The 24,293-nt window shown below is 35.4% G+C and carries 18 protein-coding genes; 12 read left to right on the top strand and 6 right to left on the bottom strand.

What is annotated here, in order from left to right:
- The first annotated feature begins 636 nt into the window (after window positions 1-636).
- Window positions 637-3,087, top strand: coding sequence for an S-layer homology domain-containing protein (locus SB773_RS06655; protein WP_410589112.1), 2,451 nt, complete (start codon window positions 637-639; stop codon window positions 3,085-3,087).
- Window positions 3,088-3,798: 711 nt separating this feature from the next.
- Window positions 3,799-6,423 (top strand): S-layer homology domain-containing protein, encoded by a 2,625-nt coding sequence (locus SB773_RS06660; RefSeq protein WP_410589114.1) that lies wholly within the window; start codon window positions 3,799-3,801, stop codon window positions 6,421-6,423.
- A 104-nt stretch (window positions 6,424-6,527) separates the two neighbouring features.
- Here SB773_RS06660 and patB1 read toward each other — a convergent pair whose 3' ends face one another.
- Together patB1 and SB773_RS06670 are read right to left on the bottom strand one after the other, a co-directional pair.
- The gene (gene patB1, locus SB773_RS06665; RefSeq protein WP_410589116.1) at window positions 6,528-7,718 is read right to left on the bottom strand and encodes a secondary cell wall polysaccharide O-acetyltransferase PatB1; all 1,191 of its coding nucleotides are present in this window, start codon (window positions 7,716-7,718) and stop codon (window positions 6,528-6,530) included.
- 176 nt (window positions 7,719-7,894) lie between these two features.
- A complete protein-coding gene (locus SB773_RS06670; RefSeq protein WP_410589118.1) occupies window positions 7,895-9,310 on the bottom strand; it encodes an MBOAT family O-acyltransferase in 1,416 nt (471 codons plus the stop codon).
- A 226-nt stretch (window positions 9,311-9,536) separates the two neighbouring features.
- Here SB773_RS06670 and SB773_RS06675 point away from each other — a divergent pair, with 226 nt between their 5' ends.
- Window positions 9,537-10,994, top strand: a complete 1,458-nt coding sequence (locus SB773_RS06675; RefSeq protein ID WP_410589120.1) for an MBOAT family O-acyltransferase — start codon at window positions 9,537-9,539, stop codon at window positions 10,992-10,994.
- A gap of 9 nt (window positions 10,995-11,003) precedes the next feature.
- On the top strand, window positions 11,004-12,035 hold the full coding sequence (locus tag SB773_RS06680; protein WP_410589122.1) for a hypothetical protein: 1,032 nt from the start codon (window positions 11,004-11,006) through the stop codon (window positions 12,033-12,035).
- A gap of 86 nt (window positions 12,036-12,121) precedes the next feature.
- Here SB773_RS06680 and SB773_RS06685 read toward each other — a convergent pair whose 3' ends face one another.
- Complete coding sequence (locus SB773_RS06685; protein WP_410589124.1) at window positions 12,122-13,516, bottom strand: O-antigen ligase family protein; 1,395 nt, start codon at window positions 13,514-13,516, stop codon at window positions 12,122-12,124.
- Between the two features lie 329 nt (window positions 13,517-13,845).
- Between SB773_RS06685 and SB773_RS06690 the strand changes: the two genes are divergently transcribed.
- Window positions 13,846-14,634 (top strand): enoyl-CoA hydratase, encoded by a 789-nt coding sequence (locus SB773_RS06690; protein ID WP_002150258.1) that lies wholly within the window; start codon window positions 13,846-13,848, stop codon window positions 14,632-14,634.
- A gap of 264 nt (window positions 14,635-14,898) precedes the next feature.
- Window positions 14,899-15,225: a phosphoribosyl-ATP pyrophosphohydrolase gene (locus tag SB773_RS06695; protein WP_410589127.1), complete on the top strand. Its 327-nt coding sequence runs from the start codon at window positions 14,899-14,901 to the stop codon at window positions 15,223-15,225.
- 20 nt (window positions 15,226-15,245) lie between these two features.
- Here the strand turns inward: SB773_RS06695 and SB773_RS06700 are convergent, their stop codons facing one another.
- Complete coding sequence (locus SB773_RS06700; protein ID WP_060752228.1) at window positions 15,246-15,425, bottom strand: hypothetical protein; 180 nt, start codon at window positions 15,423-15,425, stop codon at window positions 15,246-15,248.
- Window positions 15,426-15,552: 127 nt separating this feature from the next.
- Here SB773_RS06700 and SB773_RS06705 point away from each other — a divergent pair, with 127 nt between their 5' ends.
- From SB773_RS06705 to SB773_RS06715, 3 genes are all read left to right on the top strand, one after another.
- On the top strand, window positions 15,553-16,602 hold the full coding sequence (locus SB773_RS06705) for a M42 family metallopeptidase (protein WP_016101729.1): 1,050 nt from the start codon (window positions 15,553-15,555) through the stop codon (window positions 16,600-16,602).
- A 219-nt stretch (window positions 16,603-16,821) separates the two neighbouring features.
- Window positions 16,822-18,411 carry an N-acetylmuramoyl-L-alanine amidase gene (locus SB773_RS06710; RefSeq protein WP_410589129.1) on the top strand — a complete coding sequence of 530 codons (1,590 nt, stop codon included), beginning with the start codon at window positions 16,822-16,824 and terminating at the stop codon, window positions 18,409-18,411.
- A 161-nt stretch (window positions 18,412-18,572) separates the two neighbouring features.
- The gene (locus tag SB773_RS06715) at window positions 18,573-19,526 is read left to right on the top strand and encodes a TRM11 family SAM-dependent methyltransferase (RefSeq protein WP_410589131.1); all 954 of its coding nucleotides are present in this window, start codon (window positions 18,573-18,575) and stop codon (window positions 19,524-19,526) included.
- 201 nt (window positions 19,527-19,727) lie between these two features.
- Here the strand turns inward: SB773_RS06715 and SB773_RS06720 are convergent, their stop codons facing one another.
- Together SB773_RS06720 and SB773_RS06725 are read right to left on the bottom strand one after the other, a co-directional pair.
- Entirely contained in the window at window positions 19,728-20,228 is a 501-nt protein-coding gene (locus tag SB773_RS06720) for a DinB family protein (protein ID WP_001273686.1), read from the bottom strand.
- Between the two features lie 461 nt (window positions 20,229-20,689).
- Window positions 20,690-20,836 carry a YflJ family protein gene (locus SB773_RS06725; RefSeq protein WP_000291372.1) on the bottom strand — a complete coding sequence of 49 codons (147 nt, stop codon included), beginning with the start codon at window positions 20,834-20,836 and terminating at the stop codon, window positions 20,690-20,692.
- 311 nt (window positions 20,837-21,147) lie between these two features.
- Between SB773_RS06725 and SB773_RS06730 the strand changes: the two genes are divergently transcribed.
- The 3 genes from SB773_RS06730 (at window position 21,148) to lhgO (ending at window position 24,229) form a co-directional block, all read left to right on the top strand.
- A complete protein-coding gene (locus SB773_RS06730; protein ID WP_001225455.1) occupies window positions 21,148-21,501 on the top strand; it encodes a DUF3870 domain-containing protein in 354 nt (117 codons plus the stop codon).
- A 528-nt stretch (window positions 21,502-22,029) separates the two neighbouring features.
- Entirely contained in the window at window positions 22,030-22,968 is a 939-nt protein-coding gene (gene glaH / locus SB773_RS06735) for a glutarate dioxygenase GlaH (RefSeq protein WP_219374908.1), read from the top strand.
- A 58-nt stretch (window positions 22,969-23,026) separates the two neighbouring features.
- The gene (gene lhgO / locus SB773_RS06740; RefSeq protein WP_410589135.1) at window positions 23,027-24,229 is read left to right on the top strand and encodes an L-2-hydroxyglutarate oxidase; all 1,203 of its coding nucleotides are present in this window, start codon (window positions 23,027-23,029) and stop codon (window positions 24,227-24,229) included.
- Window positions 24,230-24,293 lie beyond the last annotated feature (64 nt).

Genomic DNA, 24,293 nt, shown 5'->3' on the forward strand with positions numbered 1-24,293 from the left:
GAAGAAAAATAAAATGTCGACAAAAAATATAAAAAATGTAGAATAATGTCGAAAAAAACAAAAGGTTCGAGTTTTATTTTTCCTGAATATGTATGTTTTTAGTAGTTATTAATCTTAAAATCCTAACATTAGCATATAAGTAATATTGATATAAAGCGTTTTATACAAAAACACTTGGATAACGAGGCAGGTTTTGTTCAGAAAAATGAATTTAAGAATGATGTCGAAAATTACAGAAACATCGTGTCGATTAATGTCGTAATATCTTCATAGTTGGATATTGAAATTGTAAACGTTTTTCTGCTATAGTTGTAAATGGTTATACAAATATTGCTCAAATGTAGTTCTGACGTATTGTTTCGTACATTTAAAATATTCTGATTTTATAATCGGGTTATTTGAATTAAAAGTCGAAAGAATGAACGTTAGAATTACGAAAATTCACTTTTTTGTCGAATTTAAGAATTTAAATTCGGGTAAAAACGGTGTAATATGTTTATTATTCTATATTGTGGAATCATTTCTATATATAGGATCTTAATTACATTTATATTTACTAGTTTCAACATTAAATAGAATATCTATTTAAAACATTATGGAACTAGTATTACATTCCTGAAGGAGGAAATATATAAAATGGCAAAGACTAACTCTTACAAAAAATTAATCGCTGGTACAATGACAGCAGCAATGGTAGCAGGTGTTGTTTCTCCAGTAGCAGCAGCAGGTAAATCATTCCCAGACGTTCCAGCTGATCACTGGGCATTAGATTCTATTAACTACTTAGTAGAAAAAGGCGCAATTAAAGGTACAGATCAAGGTACATTCGCTCCTGAACAAGAAGTAACTCGTGCAGAAGCAGCTACAATGATGGCTATCACATTAAACTTACCAATCGAAGAGAACGCTAAACCAACTTACAAAGATGCTCAAAACCACTGGGCTTCAAAATACATCGCAGCTGTAGAAAAAGCTGGTGTAGTTGCAGGTAAAGGCGACGGCACATTCGCTCCAGACGGAAAAATCAACCGCGTTTCAATGGCAGCAATGCTTGTACCAGCTTTCAAATTAGACACTAAAGTAGCTGGTACTCCAGAAACTAAATTCGAAGATTTAAAACCTAGCTGGGGTAAAGACAAAGCTAACATCCTAGTTGAATTAGGAATTTCTGCAGGTACTACAACTACTACTTGGGAGCCTGAAAAAACTGTAACTAAAGCAGAAGCAGCTCAATTCATTGCTAAGACTGACAAGCAGTTCGGACAAAAAGCAGAAGCTAAAGTTGAGTCTATTAAAGCAATCAACGCTAAAGAGATCGAAGTTAAATTTGGCGCTACAGTGAAAGAAGAAGATGTGAAGAACGCGAAATTCACTCTTTCTCAAGGAACTAACGCAACAGCAGTTACTACAAAAATCGGTGAAGATAAAAAATCTGTAATCGTAACTTTAGATGGAGATGCAAAACTTAAAAATAAAGAAGCTTACGTTCTAACTGTTGAAGGCTTAAAAGCTGCTGATGGTAAAGAAATTCCAAAAGCATTAGAAGTTATCTTCTTTAATGACGAAGTAGCTCCAACTGTATCTACAGTATCTACTCCAGACGGAAAAGTTAAAGTAGTATTTAGTGAAAAATTAGATACAGCAAAAGCTGTAACTGTAATCGTTAATGGTCAAAAAGTAGACGGAAAAGTTGAAAATAATACTTTCACTTCTACTAACACTTTAAACCTTGAGAACGGTAAAGAATTCTCAGTTATCGTAACGGGTGCTCAAGATTTATCAGGTAACGAAATGGAAATGTACGAAGGTAAAGCTACTTACAAAGTAGAAAAAGACGTTACAGCTCCAGAAGTAAAAGAAATTAAAGGAAAAGACCTTGCTAATGGTACAGCTACATTAGAAGCTACATTTACAGAGGAACTTTCTGCACAAGGTACAGTAGTTGTAAAAAAAGGTAATACAGTAGTAAAAGAGGCTACAATTGCTCTTGATCAAGATAAAACAAAAGCGCTTGTTACAGTACCGGGTGCTCTTACAGATAAAGAAACAGCTGCAGATCTTACAGTTGAATTTGTTGGCTACAAAGATTTAGCAAACAATGTAGGTACTAAAGTATCTAAAGCAGTAAAAGTTACAAAAGATGTTGTAGCTCCTAACTTAGTTAAAGTTGTGGCAGATCAAAATAAAGAAGCTACATTTACTTTTGATAAAGATGTAACTAAACAAGACGGAAAAATTCGTGTAATCAATTTAGATACAAGCAGAGATGTAACTGGTGAAGTGACAATCGAAGCAGCAAAAGACAACAGCAAAGGTATTACATTAACATTCCCAGCAAAAGGTAACTACAAAGTAGCTGCTACAAAAGGTCTTGTAAAAGATGCAGCTGGTAATGAGTCTGCAGCATTTACTAAAGAAGTGAAAGTTGTAGAAAAAGAATCTGAAAAAGAAACAGATAAAGTAGCTCCAGCAGTAACAGGCGTGGCTTTTGATAAAGCTACAAATAAAATTACAGTAAACTTTGATAAAGAAGTAAAAGGTGGCCAAGTAGCTGAATCAGCTTCTAATGTAAACAATTACACATTAGCTGGTACTAAATTACCAGAAGGTGCTCTAATCGTATTAGACGGTACAAATGCAGTTATTGAGTTACCATCTACATTTACTTTCGAAAAATCAGAAACAGTTAAATTTACAGTAGCTAATGTTGCAAACAAAGACGGAGTGAAAATGGGTACGAAAAACCTATTATTAAACGTTGTAGATACAAAAGCTCCTGAATTCCAGTCAGCTAAAATTACAAAAGTTGACGCTAAAGAAATTACTTTAACATTCTCTGAAGCTGTGAACGTTGATGCAACTGACTTTGTTATTGACCTAAATGGTGTAGCGTTAACAGTAGCAAAAGCTGATGACAAAGCAGCTAAAGAAGTAGTACTTAAAGTAACAGCTCCAACAGATGTTAACTTAGCAACTGGTACATTAACACTTAAAACTAAAGAACTTAAAGATAATGCAACTTTAAATACAGTTGATACAGCAGCTAACAAACTTGTTGCTTTCAAACCAGTAACAGTAGCTCGCTAATTGAAATTTATTTCAATGGAAAGAGTCCACATTATGTGGGCTCTTTTTTTATGGTCTAATTTTCATATAAAACAATCTGTGAAAAAGTGATCATATTTTGAAGATTGATAGTTAGTTTATTGAGAAATAAAATGACAGCGTTTTCAAAATTAGAAAATCCCCCTATTAATATGTAAATTTTTTGTAAATTAACACCTTTTTTCGTTAAAAAAACATTCGAAAAGAAGTAGAAAATGTCGAATTATAATAATTTAAGTCGAATGTAGTCTGAAAATTGTATTTATTGTAAAAAACATTTAGGTGATGAAGTGGAAATATGTGCTATAATTCCAATTGTGTATTTGATATGAAAAATATACGAAGCGCGGTGATAGTAGTTTTTAGGAAAAAAAGTTTGTTCATTTCTATATTTTAGTATTATTAATATCTTAATAATACAATAAAAAGACTGAATTATCAGAATGTGTCGAATCTTCTTTTGAGAAAGTTCTTGATAACGAATAGTTTTGTATAGTATGATGAACTTGTTTCAAAAAATGGTATTTAAACCTTATATTTACATTTAACGGTTTGTATCATTTTATTATGTGAACTACTTTTCGCATGATATTTTGTATTTTTATTGTTTTATGGCTTTTTAAGTAACTAGTTTTCAAATTACATATGATATGAAACTAGTAGCACATAGTCCTAAAGGAGGAAAATAATAAAATGGCAAAGACTAACTCTTACAAAAAAGTAATCGCAGGTACAATGACAGCAGCAATGGTAGCAGGAGTTGTATCTCCAGTAGCAGCAGCAGGTAAATCATTCCCGGATGTTCCAGCTGATCATTGGGCATTAGATTCTATCAACTACTTAGTAGATAAAGGTGCAATCAAAGGTAAGCCAGACGGTACATATGGCCCAGCTGAAGCAATTGATCGCGCTTCTGCAGCTGTAATTTTCACTCAAATTTTAGGATTACCAGTTGATGAAAATGCTCAGCCATCTTTCAAAGATGCTAAAAATACATGGGCTGCTAAATATATCGCAGCAGTTGAAAAAGCAGGTATCGTTAAAGGTGACGGTAAAGATAACTTCTATCCAGAAGGAAAAATCGACCGTGCTTCTTTCGCATCTATGCTAGTAGGTGCTTATAACTTAAAAGAAAAAGTAGATGGCACATTAGTTACAACATTTGATGATTTAAGAGGACATTGGGGTGAAGAAAAAGCAAACATCCTAATTAATCTTGGAATCTCTGTAGGTACTGGTGGCAAATGGGAGCCAAATAAAACTGTATCTCGTGCAGAAGCAGCTCAATTTATCGCAGTAACAGATAAAAAATTCGCAAAATCAGATAACAGTGTTGCGAAAGTAACAAACGTTACTGCTACTGAGCCAACACAATTAACCTTAACTGGTACAGGATTAAACAACCTTACTGCTGAAGATGTCACGCTTGAAGGAAATAAAGCAATCGCACTTGAAGCAAGTAAAGATGGAAAATCTGCAGTTGTAACGTTAAGCGGAAAAATCGCTCCAAATAAAGAGCTTCCTGTTAAAGTAAAAGGCGATTCATTTAATGTGAAGTATGTATACGAAGTGAAAAAATTACGCGTAGAACAACTTACATTCGATGACGATCGTGCAGACCAAGCAGTTGTTTTCAAATTAAATGAAGAAAAAGGCAACGCTGATATCGAGTATTTAGATATCGCTGGTCATGATGTGAAATTTGTTGCGAATAATTTAGATGGTACTCCAGCAAATATCTTTGAAGGTGGTACTGCAGAGTCAACAACTGGTAAACTAGCAGTTGGTATCGACGAAGGTAAATACAAAGTTGAAGTACAAGTGACAAAACGTGGCGGCATCACAATTTCTAACACTGGTATCATCGAAGTGAAAAATCTTGATGCAGAAGCAACAGCAATTAAAGATGTTGTATTTGCGGTAGATACAGATAAAGCTGGTGTAAATTATGCTAAAGCTTTAAGTGGAACTGACTTCACATTAAACAGCAAAACATTAGTTGCTGGTGAAAAAGCTGGTATCCATAAAGTTGTTGCTCAAATTAACAAAGAGAACAAAGTTGTTGATCCTAGCGCGATTATCTTAAAATCATCTAACCCAGGTGTTATCTCTGTTAAAAACGGTGAAATTAAAGCAGAAGCAGCTGGTTCTGCAACAATTACTGTTAAAGTGGGCGATGTAACAAAATCATTTGATTTCGTTGTAAAAACGGATACTCGTAAACTTACAACTGTAAAAGCTAACCCAGATCAATTAAAAGTTGTAGATGGTAAAGAATTACCAGTAACATTCGTAACAACTGACCAATACGGCGATCCATTTGGTGCGAATGAAGGTGCTATTAAAGAAGTGTTCCCACAAACAGGCGCTGTAACTGAATTAGAGGTTATTACGACAAATGAAGGTTCTATCGGTACATCTTCTATTAAAGTTAAAGGTGCGAAAGTTGGAGCTGGTACAATCCACTTCCAAAATCCAAATGCAAGTGGTGAAGGTTACGGATCACTTCATGTTGAAGTTACGAAGAGCAACATCGGTCATGAAGCTCCACGCTTAGAGCTTGTTTCTAAAGCTGGTCAAAAAGGTGAAGCTGCTGACACTACACTTGGTGCTGGAAATACAGTAAACTATCAATTATCTAATTACACTACAGAAGGCGTATATGCTGATGCAGCTGATTTAGCAGGATATGAATTAAGAGTAGGTAATGAAGGTATCGCTTCAGCGAAAATCGAAGGAAAAACATTAAAAGTAACAGGTAAAAAAGCAGGTGTTACAGATGTTATCTTAACTAAAGATGGCGCTACAGCTGGACACGCAACAATTACTGTTACACAAGAAAACATCCAAATTACATCTGTTAAATTTAAAGATGTAGAAGTTGAGCAATTCGAAAACCGCAAAGTTAATATCGACAGAGTACTAGACGTTGTGAAGAGTGATAAAGATGATGTTCTAAATGGCATCAAATTAAACATCTCAACAGAACATAAAGTACGTATTGTTGATGAAGGTACAGAGCAAGGTAAAGTTTACCTAGATCGTAACGACAATGCTACATTTGACGGTAACGATGTTGCGCTTGGTTATGTAACAGCTGTTAAATCAAATGATACAGTATCTAAAGAAGGAAACGAACTATTTAATTTCTTAACTGACGAAACTGTTACTGAGAAAAATGACGTCTTCAAAGGTGTAACAACTGCGTTTGGAGATAAAGGTACAGTAATCTTTAAAGTTGTGAAAGACAGACTTGCACCAACTACTGAGTATGGTACAAAAGCTGTAACAATCAACGTTATTAAAGAAAACATCTAATAATTAGATTTGCAATCCCCATGTCATTATGACATGGGGATTGTTTTTGGTTTCGAAAAAAATAGGTCTCTTTAGAGGATTCTAAAGAGACCTATTTTTAATAATTATTTCTTAAACTTAAACATATCCCCGCTCAAATTCGAATCACTATACACGAACAATACCATGTTAATGTTGTTGTCTTTAATGTATTGATATACATCCTTTTCGTGATAGTGACGTAGATCGAGGATGGATGTGTGATTGAAGCTTTGTGCTAAGTGAGGTACGATTGCGTTTGCGAATGAGTCTTTTAGGACTAAAGCTCGTACATCATTTGGTGCATTGTTATTTTCGATGACGATTTCTGGATAGTCGTTTGTGTAATAGCCGGCGTATGATGTTGTGTCTTTTTGTTTTTCTACGCCGTATAGCTCATCTAATGTGCGATATACTGTGCCATTTACATCTTTTGCGGCTACGCTCGTAAAGTTGAAACCAGCTTTCGGTGTATAGTAGCATAGTTTTTCTCCAGTCGCATCGATCAGTTGGTATAGCTGGTTGTTAAAGCTTCCGACTAGATGTGTATTTGGAGCACAAGTACGAGTGTAATCTTCTGTTTTTATTTCTTTTCCTTTATATATAGAAGATTGTTGCGCGATTGTGTTCATTATATATTGATAGCCTAAGAAGGCACCATCCATATTCCAGTGATGGTCTGTTTTAAAGTACATACTTTGTATTTCTTCATTTGTATAGTTTTTCTTAAAATGTTCCATGAGTTTAATTGGCTTTACGTCTGCAGGAAGTTTATTTAGAAAGTAATTTAAATTTTCCTGCGCATATGTGTGAATATGAGAAGGTAATTTAAATGATAATGCATTCGTTTTGGACGGTGGTAAAGCAAAGTAAAACTCAATGTTTTGTTCTTTTAAAAACTGAGATAAGTCGTTTACAGCTGGCATAGCTTGGTCAATCTCATTATATTTTGTAGCCCAAGCAGGGTTTTTTAGAAGCCATTTATCATCTGTTAGAATAATATCGTTAATGAGAGACTTGCCCATTTTAATTTGGGTAAGCGTATAGTTTTTTATGAGATCATCTCTTCCGATTAATTGATCGTTTGTATATGTCTCAAAGTCTTTAAAGAAACTACCATTTAAGGCAGCTTCTTTTGTAAGAGCTGGTTTTTGAGCGAGCGGACGATTTTCAACGGGCGAAACTGCTCGGTCAGTTTTGAGAAGCGATAATATGCCAAATGAAAAGATAATGGTGAGAAAACCGATAAATAGGACGATGTTCCCCAATTTTTTCATAATAACTTTTCCTTCCTACATAAAGTGAAACTTTAATCAGTGTGGGTTTGTTCATCCCCACTGATTATTAGTTGAACCAATCGGGCTTTTCCGGGCAGCCCGCCCCCCACCTAACTTCTTTGCTTTCGCTGAATTTTGAGGTGGGGGTCTTACTGCCCGGAAAATAGCGGGATAAGTTAAAACCTGAAGTAAATAAATGGATTATACGTCGAATTAATTAAATACATAATCGAAACCATAAATAATGTTAGTAATAATATAGGACGTACAACTTGCATCGTGAATATATACGTTTTGGGTGCAAGTTCTAATATGTTTTTAACACGTTTCAAAATTGGTGTCGCTGCGATAAAGGCAATGATAAATATGACAATGTATTCATGTATATATAGCATTGTGTTGTCATCGATGAAAGATTGCCTCTCTATGCCAAACATCGCTTTTAAATATTGGAACGAGTATGCGAAGTTATCAGCTCGGAAGAAGACCCAACCGATCATAACGATGATTAGTACATATGCATGTTGCAGCGGCTTCCATAGCTTATTTAATATTTTCTCGAATCCAGCTTTTTCAATCGAGATAATAAAGCCGTAATATAATCCCCAGGCGATAAATGTCCAGCTTGCTCCGTGCCATAAACCGGTTAATCCCCATACGATGAAGAGGTTACGGTGATTTGCTAGTTTGGATACACGGTTTCCGCCGAGCGGAATGTATATATAGTCGCGGAACCAAGAGCCTAGTGTAATATGCCATCTTCTCCAAAATTCTGAAATGGATTTCGAGATGTACGGATAATTGAAGTTTTTCGGGAAATCAAATCCGAACATTTTTCCAAGTCCAATTGCCATATCAGAGTATCCTGAGAAATCGAAATAGATTTGAAGTGTATAGGCGATAATACCAATCCAAGCCGTTCCAGCGCTCATTTCAGATGGTGGTAAGGCAAAGATTTTATCTGCGACAAATCCAACTTGATTGGCGATTAACATTTTTTTCGCTAACCCTAAAACGAAAATTTGGATACCTTCTGTAAATCGTTCAAAAGAATGGATGCGCGTTTTAATTTGATCAGCAACGATATTGTAACGAACGATTGGTCCGGCAATAAGCTGCGGGAAAATTGATATATATAGTGCTAAGTTAAGTGGATTCTTTTGAACTGCGCCATCTTTACGGTATATATCGATGACGTATGACATCGCTTGGAACGTATAGAATGAAATTCCAATTGGTAGTGGAATAGGTTCCACATGAATAGATAAATGCAAAGTTTGATTTAAAATGTCTGTGAAAAAGGAAATATATTTAAAATAAGAAAGTAATAAAATATTTCCGACCACAGCCATAATTAAAAATGTGACTTTCATATTTTTTCGTTTATCATAATGATGCACGAGTAGGCCGAAGCAGTAGTTTAATATAATAGAAAAGAGCATTAAGAGGACGAATCGAGGTTCTCCCCATGCATAGAAAATTAAACTAAATGCAAGTAATACGAAATTACGTAGCTCGGCACGCACTATAAAATAGAAAAATAATACGAGAGGTAAAAAGATAAATAAGAAAACAGAACTACTAAATACCAAAGGACTCTCCTCACTTTTTTCAAAATACATTTCGTGCAAAAAACCGACATTTCTATTATATATTCTTTTAAATAAAAGTGCCTTTAATATTTTATCATGTTAATAATTCGATTAAAATGATTATCCTATATAATAGAAGAAAAGGGGAGCGGAATCCTTTTGACACTCACTATTTGGATAAGATAAGATGAATAAGGTGTGATTTGTTTGGAAGGGAAGAGATGGTGTGTTATTTAACTCATTTGAGTTTATTTTTTTATTTTTACCGATAGCATTTCTTTTATATTTTCTATTAAATAAATTTGGACATGCTACATTAGCGAAAGCTTGGCTCGTTGCGGCCTCTTTATTTTTCTATAGTTATTGGAATGTGAAATATTTACCGCTTATGTTAGTGTCACTCATTGTGAACTACTTTATCGGAATGAGGCTCGTAAAACATAAGAGTAAACTTCTTTTAACGGTAGGGTTAATATTTAATATAGGAATGCTTAGTTATTTCAAGTATTATGATTTTTTCTTGCAAAATGTTAATGCATTAATTGGAACTCATTTTACATTATTATCATTAACGTTACCGCTCGCGATTAGTTTCTATACGTTTCAAAAGATCGCATTTTTAGTAGATACGTATCGCGGGGAAACGAAGGCATGTCATTTTCTTGATTACGCATTGTTTGTAACATTTTTTCCGCAGCTTATTGCAGGGCCGATTGTGCATCATGCGCAAATTATGCCGCAGTTTGCTGACGATAGTAAAAAGCGCTGGCAATCGAAGTATATCGTTCTTGGTATATTTGTATTTGCAGTTGGTATTTTCAAAAAGGTAGGTATTGCAGATGTATTATCACCCTTTGTACATGAAGGGTTTGATGTGCAGCAATCATTAACATTTGTTGAAGCGTGGCTTTCGTCGTTAGCGTTTACGTTCCAATTGTATTTTGATTTTAGTGGATATAGTGATATGGCAATTGGAATCGCTTTAATGTTTAATATTAAATTACCTCAAAATTTTAATTCACCGTTTAAAGCAGTGAATATACAAGATTTTTGGCATCGTTGGCATATGACGCTTAGCCAGTTTTTAACGAAGTACGTATACATTTCTCTAGGAGGAAATCGAAAAGGAATTACGCGTACATACGTAAATATTATGATTGTATTTTTAATAAGTGGACTTTGGCACGGAGCTGGTTGGACATTTGTTTTTTGGGGATTCTTGCACGGTTTGGCTTCTGTCATTCATCGCTTATGGAGTAAAGCAGGAGGGCGCATGCCAGCCTTTGCTGGTTGGTTCGTTACGTTTTTCTTCATTAATATAACGTGGGTATTCTTTAGGGCAACATCGATGCATGATGCGGTGAAAGTGTTAAAAGGAATGTTTGGACTAAATGGAATCGAATTAGCAAATAGCGTATTCCCAGCATTTATAATAGAGAAGCTGCAATTTTTAAAAGAGTACGGTGTTTCATTTAGTGAAGGGTACCATGTCTCTTTATTAGATCCGAAAATGGTAGCGTATATTTTCGGAGCGTTATGTATTAGTTTCTTCTTAAAAAATTCAATTCAGTTAAAAGATTCATTCCGTCCGAATGTATGGACTGCTTTATTTACTGCAGTATTACTCGTATATAGCGTGTTACATTTAACGAGTATTAGTGAGTTTTTATACTTTAATTTCTAGGTGGAGAATATGAAAAACAAACATTGGCTTATTTTCGTTTTTGTATGTGTTTTTGTTCCTCTGGCAGGTGTCGGGATATTTAATAGCTATATAGATTCACTTTGGTTATTCCCGCATAAAAATAAGTGGAATGATGTTCAGTACGGGTTTAACGAGAGACAACAGAAAACAAATTATATAACGTACCGTCCGTTTACATATGATGGAGTTATACTTGGAAGTAGTAGAACGACTTTTATTAACGAGAATGACTTCACCGGGTTAAACGCATTTAATTATGCGGTAAGCAGTACAGATCCGCGTGAGTATGATGCATATATTGAATATGCAAAAGAACAAAAAGGTAGTGGACTCGAGTCTATTGTACTTGGTTTAGATTTCCTTGGAACGAACAAAAATAGGGAAATTGGTTTTGATAAACCAGAAGCGTATATTAATCAGGCGCAAAGTTTATTGTATCCGATTAAATCGTATGTAAGTATGGACGGGATTACTTATTCAAAGAATACAATTGCAAATTCCACCCATCATAGTACGAATCTTGACCGGTACAATCGAGAGAATATAAAATCGATGCGCGATTATACGAAAGAAGAACGTGATGCGCAAATAGCGGCGCAAGTAGATAAGTTTAGTAAAGAGATTTATGGCGGGAATTATGAGTATCAAAATATGAAAGAAATATTAGGAACAGTAAAGGCTCATAATCCGAACACGAAGTTTTATATTTTTACAACGCCTGTTTCAGAGCCTCTGTTCCGTACGATGATTCAATCAGGGCGATGGGAAGATTATAAAAAATGGCTTCATGACGCTGTAGATGTATTTGGAGAAGTGCACCATTTCATGTATCTAAATTCCGTTACAACGAATTTAGATAACTATATGGATGGGCATCATTTCAGACCGGAAGTTGGAAAGTTGATTGCGCATAAAGTTGTAAATGAGGAAGATAGCAACGTCCCGAAAGACTTCGGTATTGTTATTACGAAGGATAATATTGATGAGGTGTTGGAGGAGGTTCGGGCGTCTTTTCAATAAAAAAATAGGTCATAAATGTGGTCTAGTCTTTGCCGATTAGACTGTATAAAAAAGAAGAAGCAGCATCCATTTGGATGCTGCTTCTTTTATTCCGCCTCTAAATCAACAATTAAGTAGGCGAGTATAACGACGAAGAAAATACTAACGGACGGCGCTGTTAATACGTGTCCGGACATAAAGCCGATTCCGAGTGATAATATAATGGTGCTAGCTAATAGCATATATTTCACAGTTAATATTTTCTTGAAGTTTGTTATGATGCGAATGAATAATTTAATACCGAAGTATAGAAGCGGTATTAAGTAAATAAGGAAACCGACGATTCCGAATGCAAAGAATAGATCGTGGAAGTCCATTTCGATTAATTTAATTTTAACCGTATAGTTACCAGCATAGCCCATTCCGAATAATTTTTGTGATAGTGGTGCGTCTTTATAGTATTGTTTGTATACTTTTAAAAACTTATCGCGATCACTGTAAATTAAACTTTTGACCTCAGAGTCTGTTAGTTCACCTTTTGCATGTTTTTTCTCTGCGTCAGGATCTTCTTTAATTATTTTTCCTTCTTTTCTATCCTTTTCTTCTTGTACTGATTTTTTGTATTCGTATATTTGCATGTGGATGCCCATATTTTTTGCGATAGGAGTATGCGGTGTAAGGGCAATTAAACCTCCTAGTATAATAGCGGCAACAACTGTATTTACGAGATATGTGAATCCTTTTCCTTCTTTTTTGCGATGAACCATATATTCAATGAATGAGAATAAAAGTGCCACGCCAAGCGTTAGAACAATTGCACCATATCCTACTTTAGTTCCGACCATAATACTTGCATACATCGCGAGTATTGTTGGAATCCAGTAATAGATTTTCGAGAAAGAAGTTGTTTTATGAATCGAATAGAGTACTACGATTGGGAACATAATTGCAAAAATAGAACTTAAATCATTTCCAGCAAAGAACCAACCTCTTGAACCGATCTTTGAGTGAGGGTAGCTTGGGAAATCTGTACCAGTTTGCATCGCAACAATTAGTGTGATGCTTAAAATTAAAGTTGCATATAAGAAATATGTAATGATTTTATGAAATGCATATTCTTTATTTTTTAACTCTTTAAAGACGATAATATATCCAAACAGTAGTACAATTGGATATATGCTCTTTAAAATAAATTTCACTTCTTCGCCAAATGAAACTGGGGATTTAATCATCATATTATTTACAAGACCAATTGCTAGTACGATACCGAGTAGGCATAAATAGAGAATGTACTTTTTCGCTCCATGTTGATTTCTATGAAGAAGTAGATAACCTAATGCAAGAAGCATAAAGGCGAAACGGACTACGATTCCAACTGTTGCGCTCATGTGTAATACATAGATTGAAAAAGACGTTAATAAATCTAAAATTGGTTGAAACACAATGAATAGCAATAGGAAATGCGGGAAGTAGTTATCCGTTTGTTTCAACTTATTAACCATATATTCCTCCATTTCTTCATTCCTTTAGTTCAATACCCAAGAGATGGGGATAAAAGCCTTATTAATATAGTAAGGTGAATGAATTTCAATATTTGTTTTTTTGCATCAAACTTAAGAATACACCATTTCATTGTAATGGTAAATAGATGAAAAGCATGGATAAACCGACTTTAATTTCTATATTTTTTAACAAAATTGTATGTTTTATACGGAGATATATACAAATTACGAGGAAATTAGACAGAAGATTAAGAAAAAAGAAGGATTTTTAACATGCTTTCTATAATTATATAAGTATAATCTTTATGTTGAAAAGAGGGGTATATATAATGGAAGTAACAAGTAAAACGGAATCTGTTGTTGTGAAATATGAAGGGCGCGTAGCAACGGTTATGGTCAATCGTCCAGAGGTTTTAAATGCATTAGATGAACCAACGTTAAAAGAGTTATTACAAAAGTTGAAAGAAGTGGCGGAAAGTTCTGTTCACGTTGTTGTGTTGTGCGGAAGTGGCCGTGGTTTTTCTGCGGGTGGAGATATTAAATCAATGCTTTCAAGTAATGATGAAAGTAAGTTTGAAGGCATCATGAATACAATTTCTGAAATCGTTGTGACGTTATATACGATGCCAAAGCTTGTTATTAGTGCAATTCATGGGCCGACTGCTGGACTTGGATTAAGTATTGCATTAACAGCTGATTATGTCATGGCAGATATATCATCAGTTATTGCGATGAACTTTATTGGAATCGCTTTAATTCCAGATGGTGGCGGCCATTTCTTCCTTCAAAAGCGCGTCGGTGAAAATATGACGAAGAAAATCATTTGGGAAGGGAAGAAATTATCAGCGACAGAAGCGTTAGATATTGGTTTAATTGACGAAGTAATCGGTGAGGATTTCCAAACGGCTGTGAAGCAAAAAATTAATGAATGGTTACACAAACCAATCAAGGCGATGATTCAAACGAAACAAATTTTATGTGAAGTGAATCGTTCTAATTTAGAACAAACGCTTCAGCTCGAAAAGCGTGGTCAATATGCGATGAGACAAACAGCGGACCATAAAGAAGGTATTGCTGCTTTTTTAGAAAAACGTTTACCAGCATTTAAAGGGGAATAAAGTGAAACTTTAATCCGTGGGGATTTGTTTATCCCCCGCGGATTATTAGTCTTACTGCCCGTTAATTCGAGATAAAGGGAAGAAAGTGCTAACACATTTTAGTATAATTGTGTTAGCACTTTTTTTAACGAGTAATTCATGAAGAAAATTATCGGTATAATTTTACCTATATATTATACTTTGTACAGTACATCAACTCTTGCAGTACGGAATGCATGACTCTTTAAATAGAGAAAAAGATATGTAGATAGTGGAGGATAAATTATGTCAACTTATAACAGATTAGTAAGAGATCGTGTCCCAGAGAAAATTCTAATGTCTGGAAAAACATATACAGCACAAAAATTAACAGGACAAGCTTACATACAAGCGTTAGCGAAAATTGGTACAGAAGAAATTCGTGAATTTGCTTCGATGAAAGAGCGTGAACATGCGCTAGATTCACTTGCAGATGCACTTGAAATTATCGTTTCATTAGCGCGTGCAGAAGGTGCAACAATTGAAGATATAGAGCGTATTCGTAAGCAAAAAGAAGAAGAGCGCGGCGGATTTACAAGAGGGATTTATTTGATGGACGTTTCGGAAGAGTAGTTTAATAGAAAAAGCACAGCTTACTCAGTAGCGCTGTGCTTTTTTGCTGCAATTAGGCTAACGATTAAAAAGATAGCTGTTAATGTCCAGCCGATTGCAATAGAAGTAGTAGTGTGAATGACATAAGAAACTTGTAAACATAGTAATGAGGATAAAAACCAAATAAGTGCAATATGTACATGTTTTTTCGTTACATTCATTTTAATTATCTCCTTTTCACTTGCTAAACTAAATTTTAATATAATTTAGAAAATTATGCTATATGAGTAGAGGTTTTATCGTAATTTCGCTATACTAAATAGTAGAGAAAATGAGGAGGAAACGACAATGGCACATCATACGAAAGAAACGATGGAACTTATTAAGGAGCTTGTCTCTATTCCAAGTCCATCTGGAAACACGGCGAAAATTATTAGTTTTATTGAAAACTATGTAAGTGAATGGAATGTAGAGACGAAGCGTAATAATAAAGGTGCTCTTATTTTAACAGTTAAAGGAAAGAATGATGAGCAGCATCGTTTATTAACTGCACACGTTGATACGTTAGGTGCGATGGTGAAAGAAATTAAGCCTGACGGTCGTCTTCGTCTATCTATGATTGGTGGATTTCGCTGGAACTCTGTAGAAGGGGAATATTGCGAAATTGAAACGTCAAGCGGTAAGAAATATACAGGTACAATTTTAATGCATCAAACTTCTGTCCATGTGTACAAAGATGCAGGGGAAGCGAAGCGCGATGAGAAAAATATTGAAGTGCGTATTGATGAGCGTGTCTTTTCAGCAGATGCAGTACGTGAGTTAGGAATTGAAGTAGGAGACTTCGTTTCATTTGATCCACGCGTTCAAATTACAGAGAGTGGATACATAAAATCACGTCATTTAGACGATAAAGTAAGTGTAGCAATTCTATTAAAATTGATTAAAAGATTGCAAGATGAAAAGGTAACATTGCCATATACAACACATTTCTTAATTTCTAATAATGAAGAAATTGGATACGGTGGAAACTCAAATATTCCAGAAGAAACGGTAGAATATTTAGCAGTTGATATGGGAGCGTTAGGTGATGGACAAACATCTGATGAATATACAGTATCCATTTGTGCGAAAGACTCTAGCGGTCCATACCATTACGCTTTACGTAAGCATTTAGTTGAACTGGCGAAAGCGAACGCTATTGAATATAAAGTGGATATTTATCCATACTACGGATCAGACGCATCAGCTGCGATTCGCGCCGGATTTGATGTGAAACATGCGTTAATTGGAGCTGGTATTGATTCTTCTCACGCATTTGAGCGTACGCATGAAAGCTCAATTGCACATACAGAAGCACTTGTTTATGCATATGTGTTATCAGAAATGATAGTAGAATAGTGAGAGGGTGGTTGATTCTATGAATCAGCCACTTTTTTGTGTATAAAAACTACTTAAATTGTATTTTATTTTACAATATTAAGAAAGTAGGTTTACTACAGAATTCTAGTATTATAAAATGATAGAGGCGCACTAATTTTTTTTGTTCGGATTTATTATGATTTGCATATTAAGATTACGCGTTATTATAAATGATTTTTGAGAGGAGTATTATTTTTTATGAAGTATCGTGCAGTCGCGGCTGGTCTTTTAGCCGCAAGTTTATTATCATCTCCAGTAAGTAGTTTCGCAGCAGGGAAAAAGTTTTCGGATGTTCCTACATGGGCGCAGGAATCGGTTGACTATTTAGTAGGGAAAAAAGCGCTTGATGGAAAACCAGATGGAACGTTTTCTCCATCGGAAGCAGTAGATAAAGGATCAGCTGCAAAAATATTAGCAGTCGTTCTTGGTTTACCAATTGATCCAAAAGCGAAACCATCTTTTAAAGATTCGCAAACTCATTGGGCAGCACCATATATTGCTGCGGTAGAAAAAGCAGGTGTAATTAGTGGAGATGGTACTGGGAAATTCAATCCATCAAGCCAAATTAACCGTGCATCAATGGCATCTATGCTTGTACAAGCATATTCATTAGATAAGAAAATTATTGGAGAACTTCCAACGCAGTTTAAAGATTTGGAACCTCATTGGGGTAAGAAACAAGCTAATATTTTAGTAGCTTTAGAGATTTCAATGGGTACAGGAAATGGTTGGAATCCTGACGGTACTGTAACTCGTGCTGAAGCAGCTCAGTTCATCGCGATGGCAGATAAAAATAAAACAAATACATCGAAAAGAATGTATATGAATAGAAACTTTATTACATATCATCAAGCATCATTATCATCTGGTATTACTGACACTCAACATAAGCCACAAATGCTTGAAGTGAAAGAGCAAAGAGCGGATGGTTGGTTAAAGGTTGTAACAAGTAAAGGTGAGAAATGGACACCATCACAAGAAAAAACAGAGTCTATTAATCAAGAATTCACTACATATCAAGAAGCTTCACATACGTCTACAGTGGCAGGCACACATAAAGCACAACAAGTAACTGTTATTGAAGAAAAAGATAGCTGGATTCGTATCCGTATGGGGGCTGGTTTCCAATGGGTGGATAAAAATCAATTAAACCCAGTGAAGCAAGGTAACTTCCTAGAAGGTAAAGCGATTATTATTGATCCAGGTCATGGTGGAATTGACTCGGGGAACCCTGGTTATTATGAGAAAGAAAGTAAAACCGTATTAGATGTATCATTACGATTAAAGAAAATATTTGAGAAAAAGACACCGTTTACTGTGTTATTCACTCGTACAGATGATACTCGTCCAGGAGTAGACTCAACAGATTCATTGAAAAAACGAGTAGAGTTTGCACAGAAAAATAATGGAGATATTTTTGTAAGTATCCATGCTAATGGTTCTGAATTTAAAAATGGACAAGGCACAGAAACATTATATTATGAGTCAGCACGAGCACGAGCAACGAATCCAAATGTAGAAGAGAGTCGTTTATTAGCAGAAAAAATTCAAAAACGTCTTGTGAATGCACTTGGAACAAAAGATCGTGGTGCGAAACATCAGGACTTATACGTGACTAGAGAAAATACAATGCCAGCTGTATTAACAGAATTAGCATTTGTAGATAATAAAAGTGATGCAGATAAAATTGCTACACCAGAACAGAGACAAAGTGCAGCAGAAGCTATTTATCAAGGTATTTTAGATTACTACGAAGCAATGGGTAACAACGTATCTTCTTTCCGTTAATAAATAAAAGAGATTGCCATAGGCAGTCTCTTTTTATCTATAAAACAAATTATAAAGGTTTCTCTTTATTTCGGGCATATGATATCATTTAATTTTATATGAAAAAAGTATTTGAGTAATTTTGATCATAACAATTTTAAACGATAAAGGATGATAATAGATTGAGTAATCATAGTAAAACACCTGCATGTATATATACGTATGCATTTCGCGAAGAGGAGCGTGCTTTATGTTACTTGGAAATGCGCTCGTTCTTTGGGATGGAGTCTCACGTTAATATTTTAAAAAGTGAAGTCAAGATTGCTCCGAGTAGAAGTCCGTTTATTAAAGAGCGCGTCGAGGTTATGTATGAAGGGGACGACTTAGAAAGCATTTTAAAACAAGTGGAACAAATTGATTTAGCGGGAGCGACATTCAAAGTTATCTTCGTTAAAATCAATGATCTTGGTAAAGAAAATAAAATTGAATATGGAGAAAGACGCCTTATTGAACGAGACCTCGGTATGCATATTGAAGGAGAAGCGGATGTTCGTAATCCAGAGCGTGTATTCGGAATTGTTCCTCTTGGAGGACGATGGTACTTCGGACACTATGTAGAAAGTGATCCAGTTTGGTATCATCACATAAAAAAACCGCATAGCTATTCGACATCACTGAGCACACGTGTTGCTAGAGCTGTCGCAAATATCGCTGTACCAAACCCGGAGGGAGTACGAGCGATTGACCCGTGCTGCGGAATTGGAACAGTAGTAGTAGAAGCACTTTCTATGGGAATTAACATCGTTGGTAGAGATATAAATCCACTTGTGGTGCTTGGAACGAGAAAAAACATTGCACATTTCGGGTTTGAAGGAACAGTAACAAAAGGTCCAATCGAGGAAATTACTGAGAACTACGACGTTGCAATTATCGATATGCCGTACGACTTATTTACGCATGCAACACCAGAAGACCAGTTCTCCATTCTTTCAAGCGCGCGCCGCATCGCTAAAAAGGTAGTCGTTGTCACGATGGAAACAATGGACGACATGATCCATGAAGCAGGATTTGAAATTGCAGATCGCTGTATCACAAGAAAAGGATCATTTTCTAGACAAATTCTTGTTTGTGAATAGGAAAGGTCACCCGTTTATTAAATTAATAAATTACAGGATAGTTAGTCCATTATGAGGCTGATTATCCTTTTTTATTTAACAACAAATACAAAAACTCCATTTTGAATAAAGATTGATCAAAATGGAGTTACCCTTTTTAGCTAAGTATGAGATTTTTATAAAAAAGTTTGATTATTTTACTGAGCCTTAATGAATAACATTTCAAGAATACCAATAAAAAGCATAATCAGTCATAACTGAAGAATCACCCAACTGATGTAACATAGCTGAAATATTCCCTCTATGATAGGTTCCATGATTCACAACGTGTAAGACCATTTCAGATATACTTGTTTCTCTTAATCCTGCCCATGGATTATCCAACATTATTCTCTTTTCCATATCTTCCTGTCTGTTCAAAAAGGTTTTAAACCGGGATGTTAAAGTATGAAATTCCGTTTCTAAGTCTTCAATGGGCAGTTTCTCAATCTTTTCTTGAATTTGAAATGAAGATTGCATTGCTTCATTCATACTCTGACCCTCAAGGGTATGAAGCCATCCATATTCCACCAAATAGAGATGAGATAAAACCTTTGAAACAGAAGAAAAGACACTTTTCATTTCCTTTTGATATTTCTCAGGAGAAAGTGTCTTAAGATGATCAATAATCCGTTGATTTGCCCATACATGATAGTTATATAGATTTTCTACATGATTTGCCATACAATCGCCTCCTTATCATCACGTTTTTTAATGTTCTTTATCAGAATGAATTATTCCTTTAAATATCATTACTTATTTGATGAGATCTTCAACTAAATGGCCCAATTGTTGAACAAAGATCAAAGCAATCTTCAACTAACCTGCCCCGTTAGTTGAAGTACATTTCTTCACAATGTTTATCGTTAGATTAACATAAATATCCAACGAGAAAACATCAAACCTCTAAGAAATCTATAGAGGTTTGATGTTTTTAATCAATCTTTTTTACAAAGCTACACTTGTGACAAAAAAGCTTATTTTTTCATTTTGTGGTGATTCTGAATTCTTAAGTTGATGGCATGCCTGTGTAGGTGACCTTTTTTTGGTTTGTATCAATGTGTGATTAGTTGGTAGTTTAGATGGGAGATTTGACGGGATTTGTTGAATAGACGATATATCTTGAGAGTTGTTTTGTTAGTAAATTACTCTTCTTTCGTCTTCTCTTGTTGTGCAATTAGTAAATTGCGTAATACGTGTCCGCGGTAACTTTCTAGTTTTCGTCCTTCATGATAGCGAACACCTAATTTCTTTAGTTCAGCTACGTACCAGCCTTTCGTTCCGTAATACATGAGACCACTTCCTTCTTTCTTTTGAACAGTATATGTGCCTGGGCGAGAGAATTTTCTTGTTTATTCATGAAATTCGCGGAGTTTAATATTGAATATTCAGTTTATTTTCATTATGATTAACTTATTATCGGATGACAGTGATTAGCCTCGCTGTAAGCCCGAATACCTTTTTGAAAATGAATAGAGGAACAACTTCTTTCCACTTGAACTTCCTTAGCAGAAGTACGAGCTATAAGGATAAGGGTAGTAAAATTCAATGCAAATGTGTACATTGTTTTTCTGGCTCTTAACATAGTAATGGAGGATGAAATATGCGTAAAGGGACTTTTTTTATGGCAGGACATTCGAGACTTCCGAAAGGGATGGCTGTTCGCAGTATGTACGAGACACTAACAATTACAATTGAGGCAGATCATAAATATCATGTCATTATTGAAGCGTCATGTACGCTTGCGACAGAGCATGGTAGAGACTTCGTCGCTCAAATGTTGAGAGGACATAGTTTGCAAGATGGTATTGAAGAAATCGTTCAAGATATTACGGACCATTATCAAGGAAAAGCGCAAAATGCTATCGTTAGTGCGGTGAAAGATTTACATCGCCAATATGTAAGTTATTTAAATGATGAACAGCCCAGAGGAGAGTACGAGGAAACAACACCATAAAAACTATCTAGTTTACAACCATAAACGAGAGCCAGTTGTATTTCTTTTAAAGAGATACGACTGGCTTATTTTATTGAGGAGGCAAGAACTATGAAAAAGTTAAATGAAGTGTAAGTTGTAAAACAAGAGATGAAAAAAAGAGGGTGCGTAGAAAGTAAGGGGATTTTTAAAATGTATAAAGTATGTAGAGAAAATAATAAAAAACGAATTGACAGTTAGAATATTTTGAATTATTATTTAATTAATAAGATCCATACGAGAAATTAGCCTTCTCTATATTCGATCTTGCTTTCCTGTTTTACAAATATTTTCATACAAACTGTCTATTATTATTGTACTTTAAGAGATTAAAGAACACTCGTAATTATGAGCCAGTTGTACGTTTCTACGATTTTATGTCGTGGATGCGTATGACTGGCTTTTTCGATGTTAGGGCAGTAAGACCGAATCTCAGCATAAGAAGATAAGGATAACTGTCTGTAAAAAACGTCAATAAGTTCTTCATATTTAAATTAGGGAGGAATTGAAATGTCGATTATTACAGAACAAAGTACGAAGATGAAATTTGCAAAGAAATATGAGGGGTATGAAATTGCTCCTCATCCAGAGCATAAACGTTTATATCATATTACGCTAAACCAGCAATTGCTTAAGCAGTTTTTTGAAGAGGTAAAAGAGCATTCAGAGCAGTCACTGCAATATATTCCTTATTCTCGATTTAATCTTGCGGATGGAATGAGAAAGATTTTTGGGCAATCATTTATGGATAACATTCGCGGCATTATTCATGACCGTGAAACGGGCGGATTTACAATTGGGGTACAAGGTGAAACGTCAGATCCAGCAGACTACGTGAAATTTGCAACAGCATTAACACATTTAATCGGGGAGCCAAACTTTGATGCAATGACAGGAACGTATTATGCTAGATTTAATGTGAAAGATACGGATAGTAGTGATTCATATCTTCGTCAAGCGTACCGATTATTTACACTGCATACAGACGGTACATTCGTTGATGAGCCGACAGATTGGCTTCTTATGATGAAAATTGAAGAGCAAAATGCAGTAGGAGGAGAATCCCGTTTACTACATTTAGACGATTGGGAAGATCTTCAGAAATTTAGAAATCATTCGCTCGCATCTGTTAAGGTTACGTATAAAGCACCACCAAGTAAAAATGCGCAAGAAATCGTCTATCGTGAAACGTTTTTTGATGTGAATAACGCACCATGTATTTGTTTTATTGATCAGTTTGCCTATCCAGATAATATTGAACAAGCAAACTATTTGAAAGACTTATCATATTCTGTTGAAAACTCACCAGCAACACATGCATTGAAATTACCAATTGGTGACTTAGTTCTTTTAAACAACTTATTTTGGATGCACGGAAGAGCTGCATTTGAAAAAAATAAAGATTTATATAGAGAACTAATGCGTCAACGTGGTTGTTTTTCTAAATAAGTTTGTATGGCGGGTCTTAAAAAAGGCCTGCCTTTCATCATATTAAGGGGGAAGTAGGATGTATGACTTTATAATTATTGGCGGAGGAATTGTTGGCCTTTCAACGGGAATGGCTTTAACGAAAAAATTCCCTCGTGCGAAAATCGCGATCATTGAAAAAGAAAAGGAACTTGCACATCATCAAACTGGACATAATAGCGGAGTAATTCATTCTGGAATTTATTATAAACCAGGGAGTTATAAAGCGAAGTTTGCCAAAGAAGGAAATGCAGCTATGGTTCAATTTTGTAAAGAAAATGACATCGCTTATGACATGTGCGGAAAAGTAATTGTCGCTACAGAAAAGGACGAACTTCCTCTTTTACATAACTTATATGAAAGGGGCTTACAAAACGATTTACATATTCTGAAAATAGATAAGGAAGAATTAGCTGAAATTGAACCGCATGTAAAAGGACTTGGCGCAATCCGTGTTCCTTCTTGCGGAATTGCTGATTATAAAGGAGTAAGTTATGCATTTGCCCGTTTGATTCAAGAAAGCGGGGGAGAAGTACATTTAGGAACAACAGCGGAGCGTATTACTGAGAAGAAAGACGCTGTAACAATTGAGACAAATCAAGGTGTATTTAAAACGAAATTTCTCATTAACTGCGCCGGCTTACATAGCGATCGTATTGCGAAAAAGACAGGCATATTAACGGATATGAAAATTGTTCCGTTCCGCGGTGAATATTACGAACTTGTCCCAGAAAAACGCAATCTCGTCAAACATTTAATTTATCCAGTTCCAAACCCAGAATTCCCGTTTTTAGGTGTTCATTTCACAAGAATGATAAACGGGGATGTACATGCAGGACCAAACGCAGTAGTAAGCTTTAAGCGCGAAGGTTATACGAAAACGGACTTTGATATGAAAGACTTCATGGAAACAATGATATACACAGGCTTTTGGAAAATGGCGATGCCAAATATGAAAGAAGGCATAAAAGAAATGGTGCGCTCATTTAGTAAACAATCATTTTTAAAAAGCTTACAGCGCTTAATACCAGAACTTACAGAGAAAGATATCGTGCCAACCCATGCAGGAGTAAGGGCACAAGCCATTTTATCAAACGGAAATATGGTTGATGACTTTTGTATTATCCCCGGCATCAATTCTCTGCACATTTGCAATGCACCATCTCCAGCGGCAACGGCTAGTATAAAGATTGGTGAGGAGATTGCTAAGCAAGTGCCAGATGTGGTGGCGGTTAGGGTTTGATGGGTCAGGGTGATTTGAGTCATAAATCCGCCTCGTTTTGAAGCGTAATATTACCGTGAATCAT

The organism is Bacillus sp. SIMBA_074, assembly GCF_046534555.1.
In the GTDB taxonomy this organism is placed as follows: Bacteria; Bacillota; Bacilli; order Bacillales; family Bacillaceae_G; genus Bacillus_A; species Bacillus_A mycoides.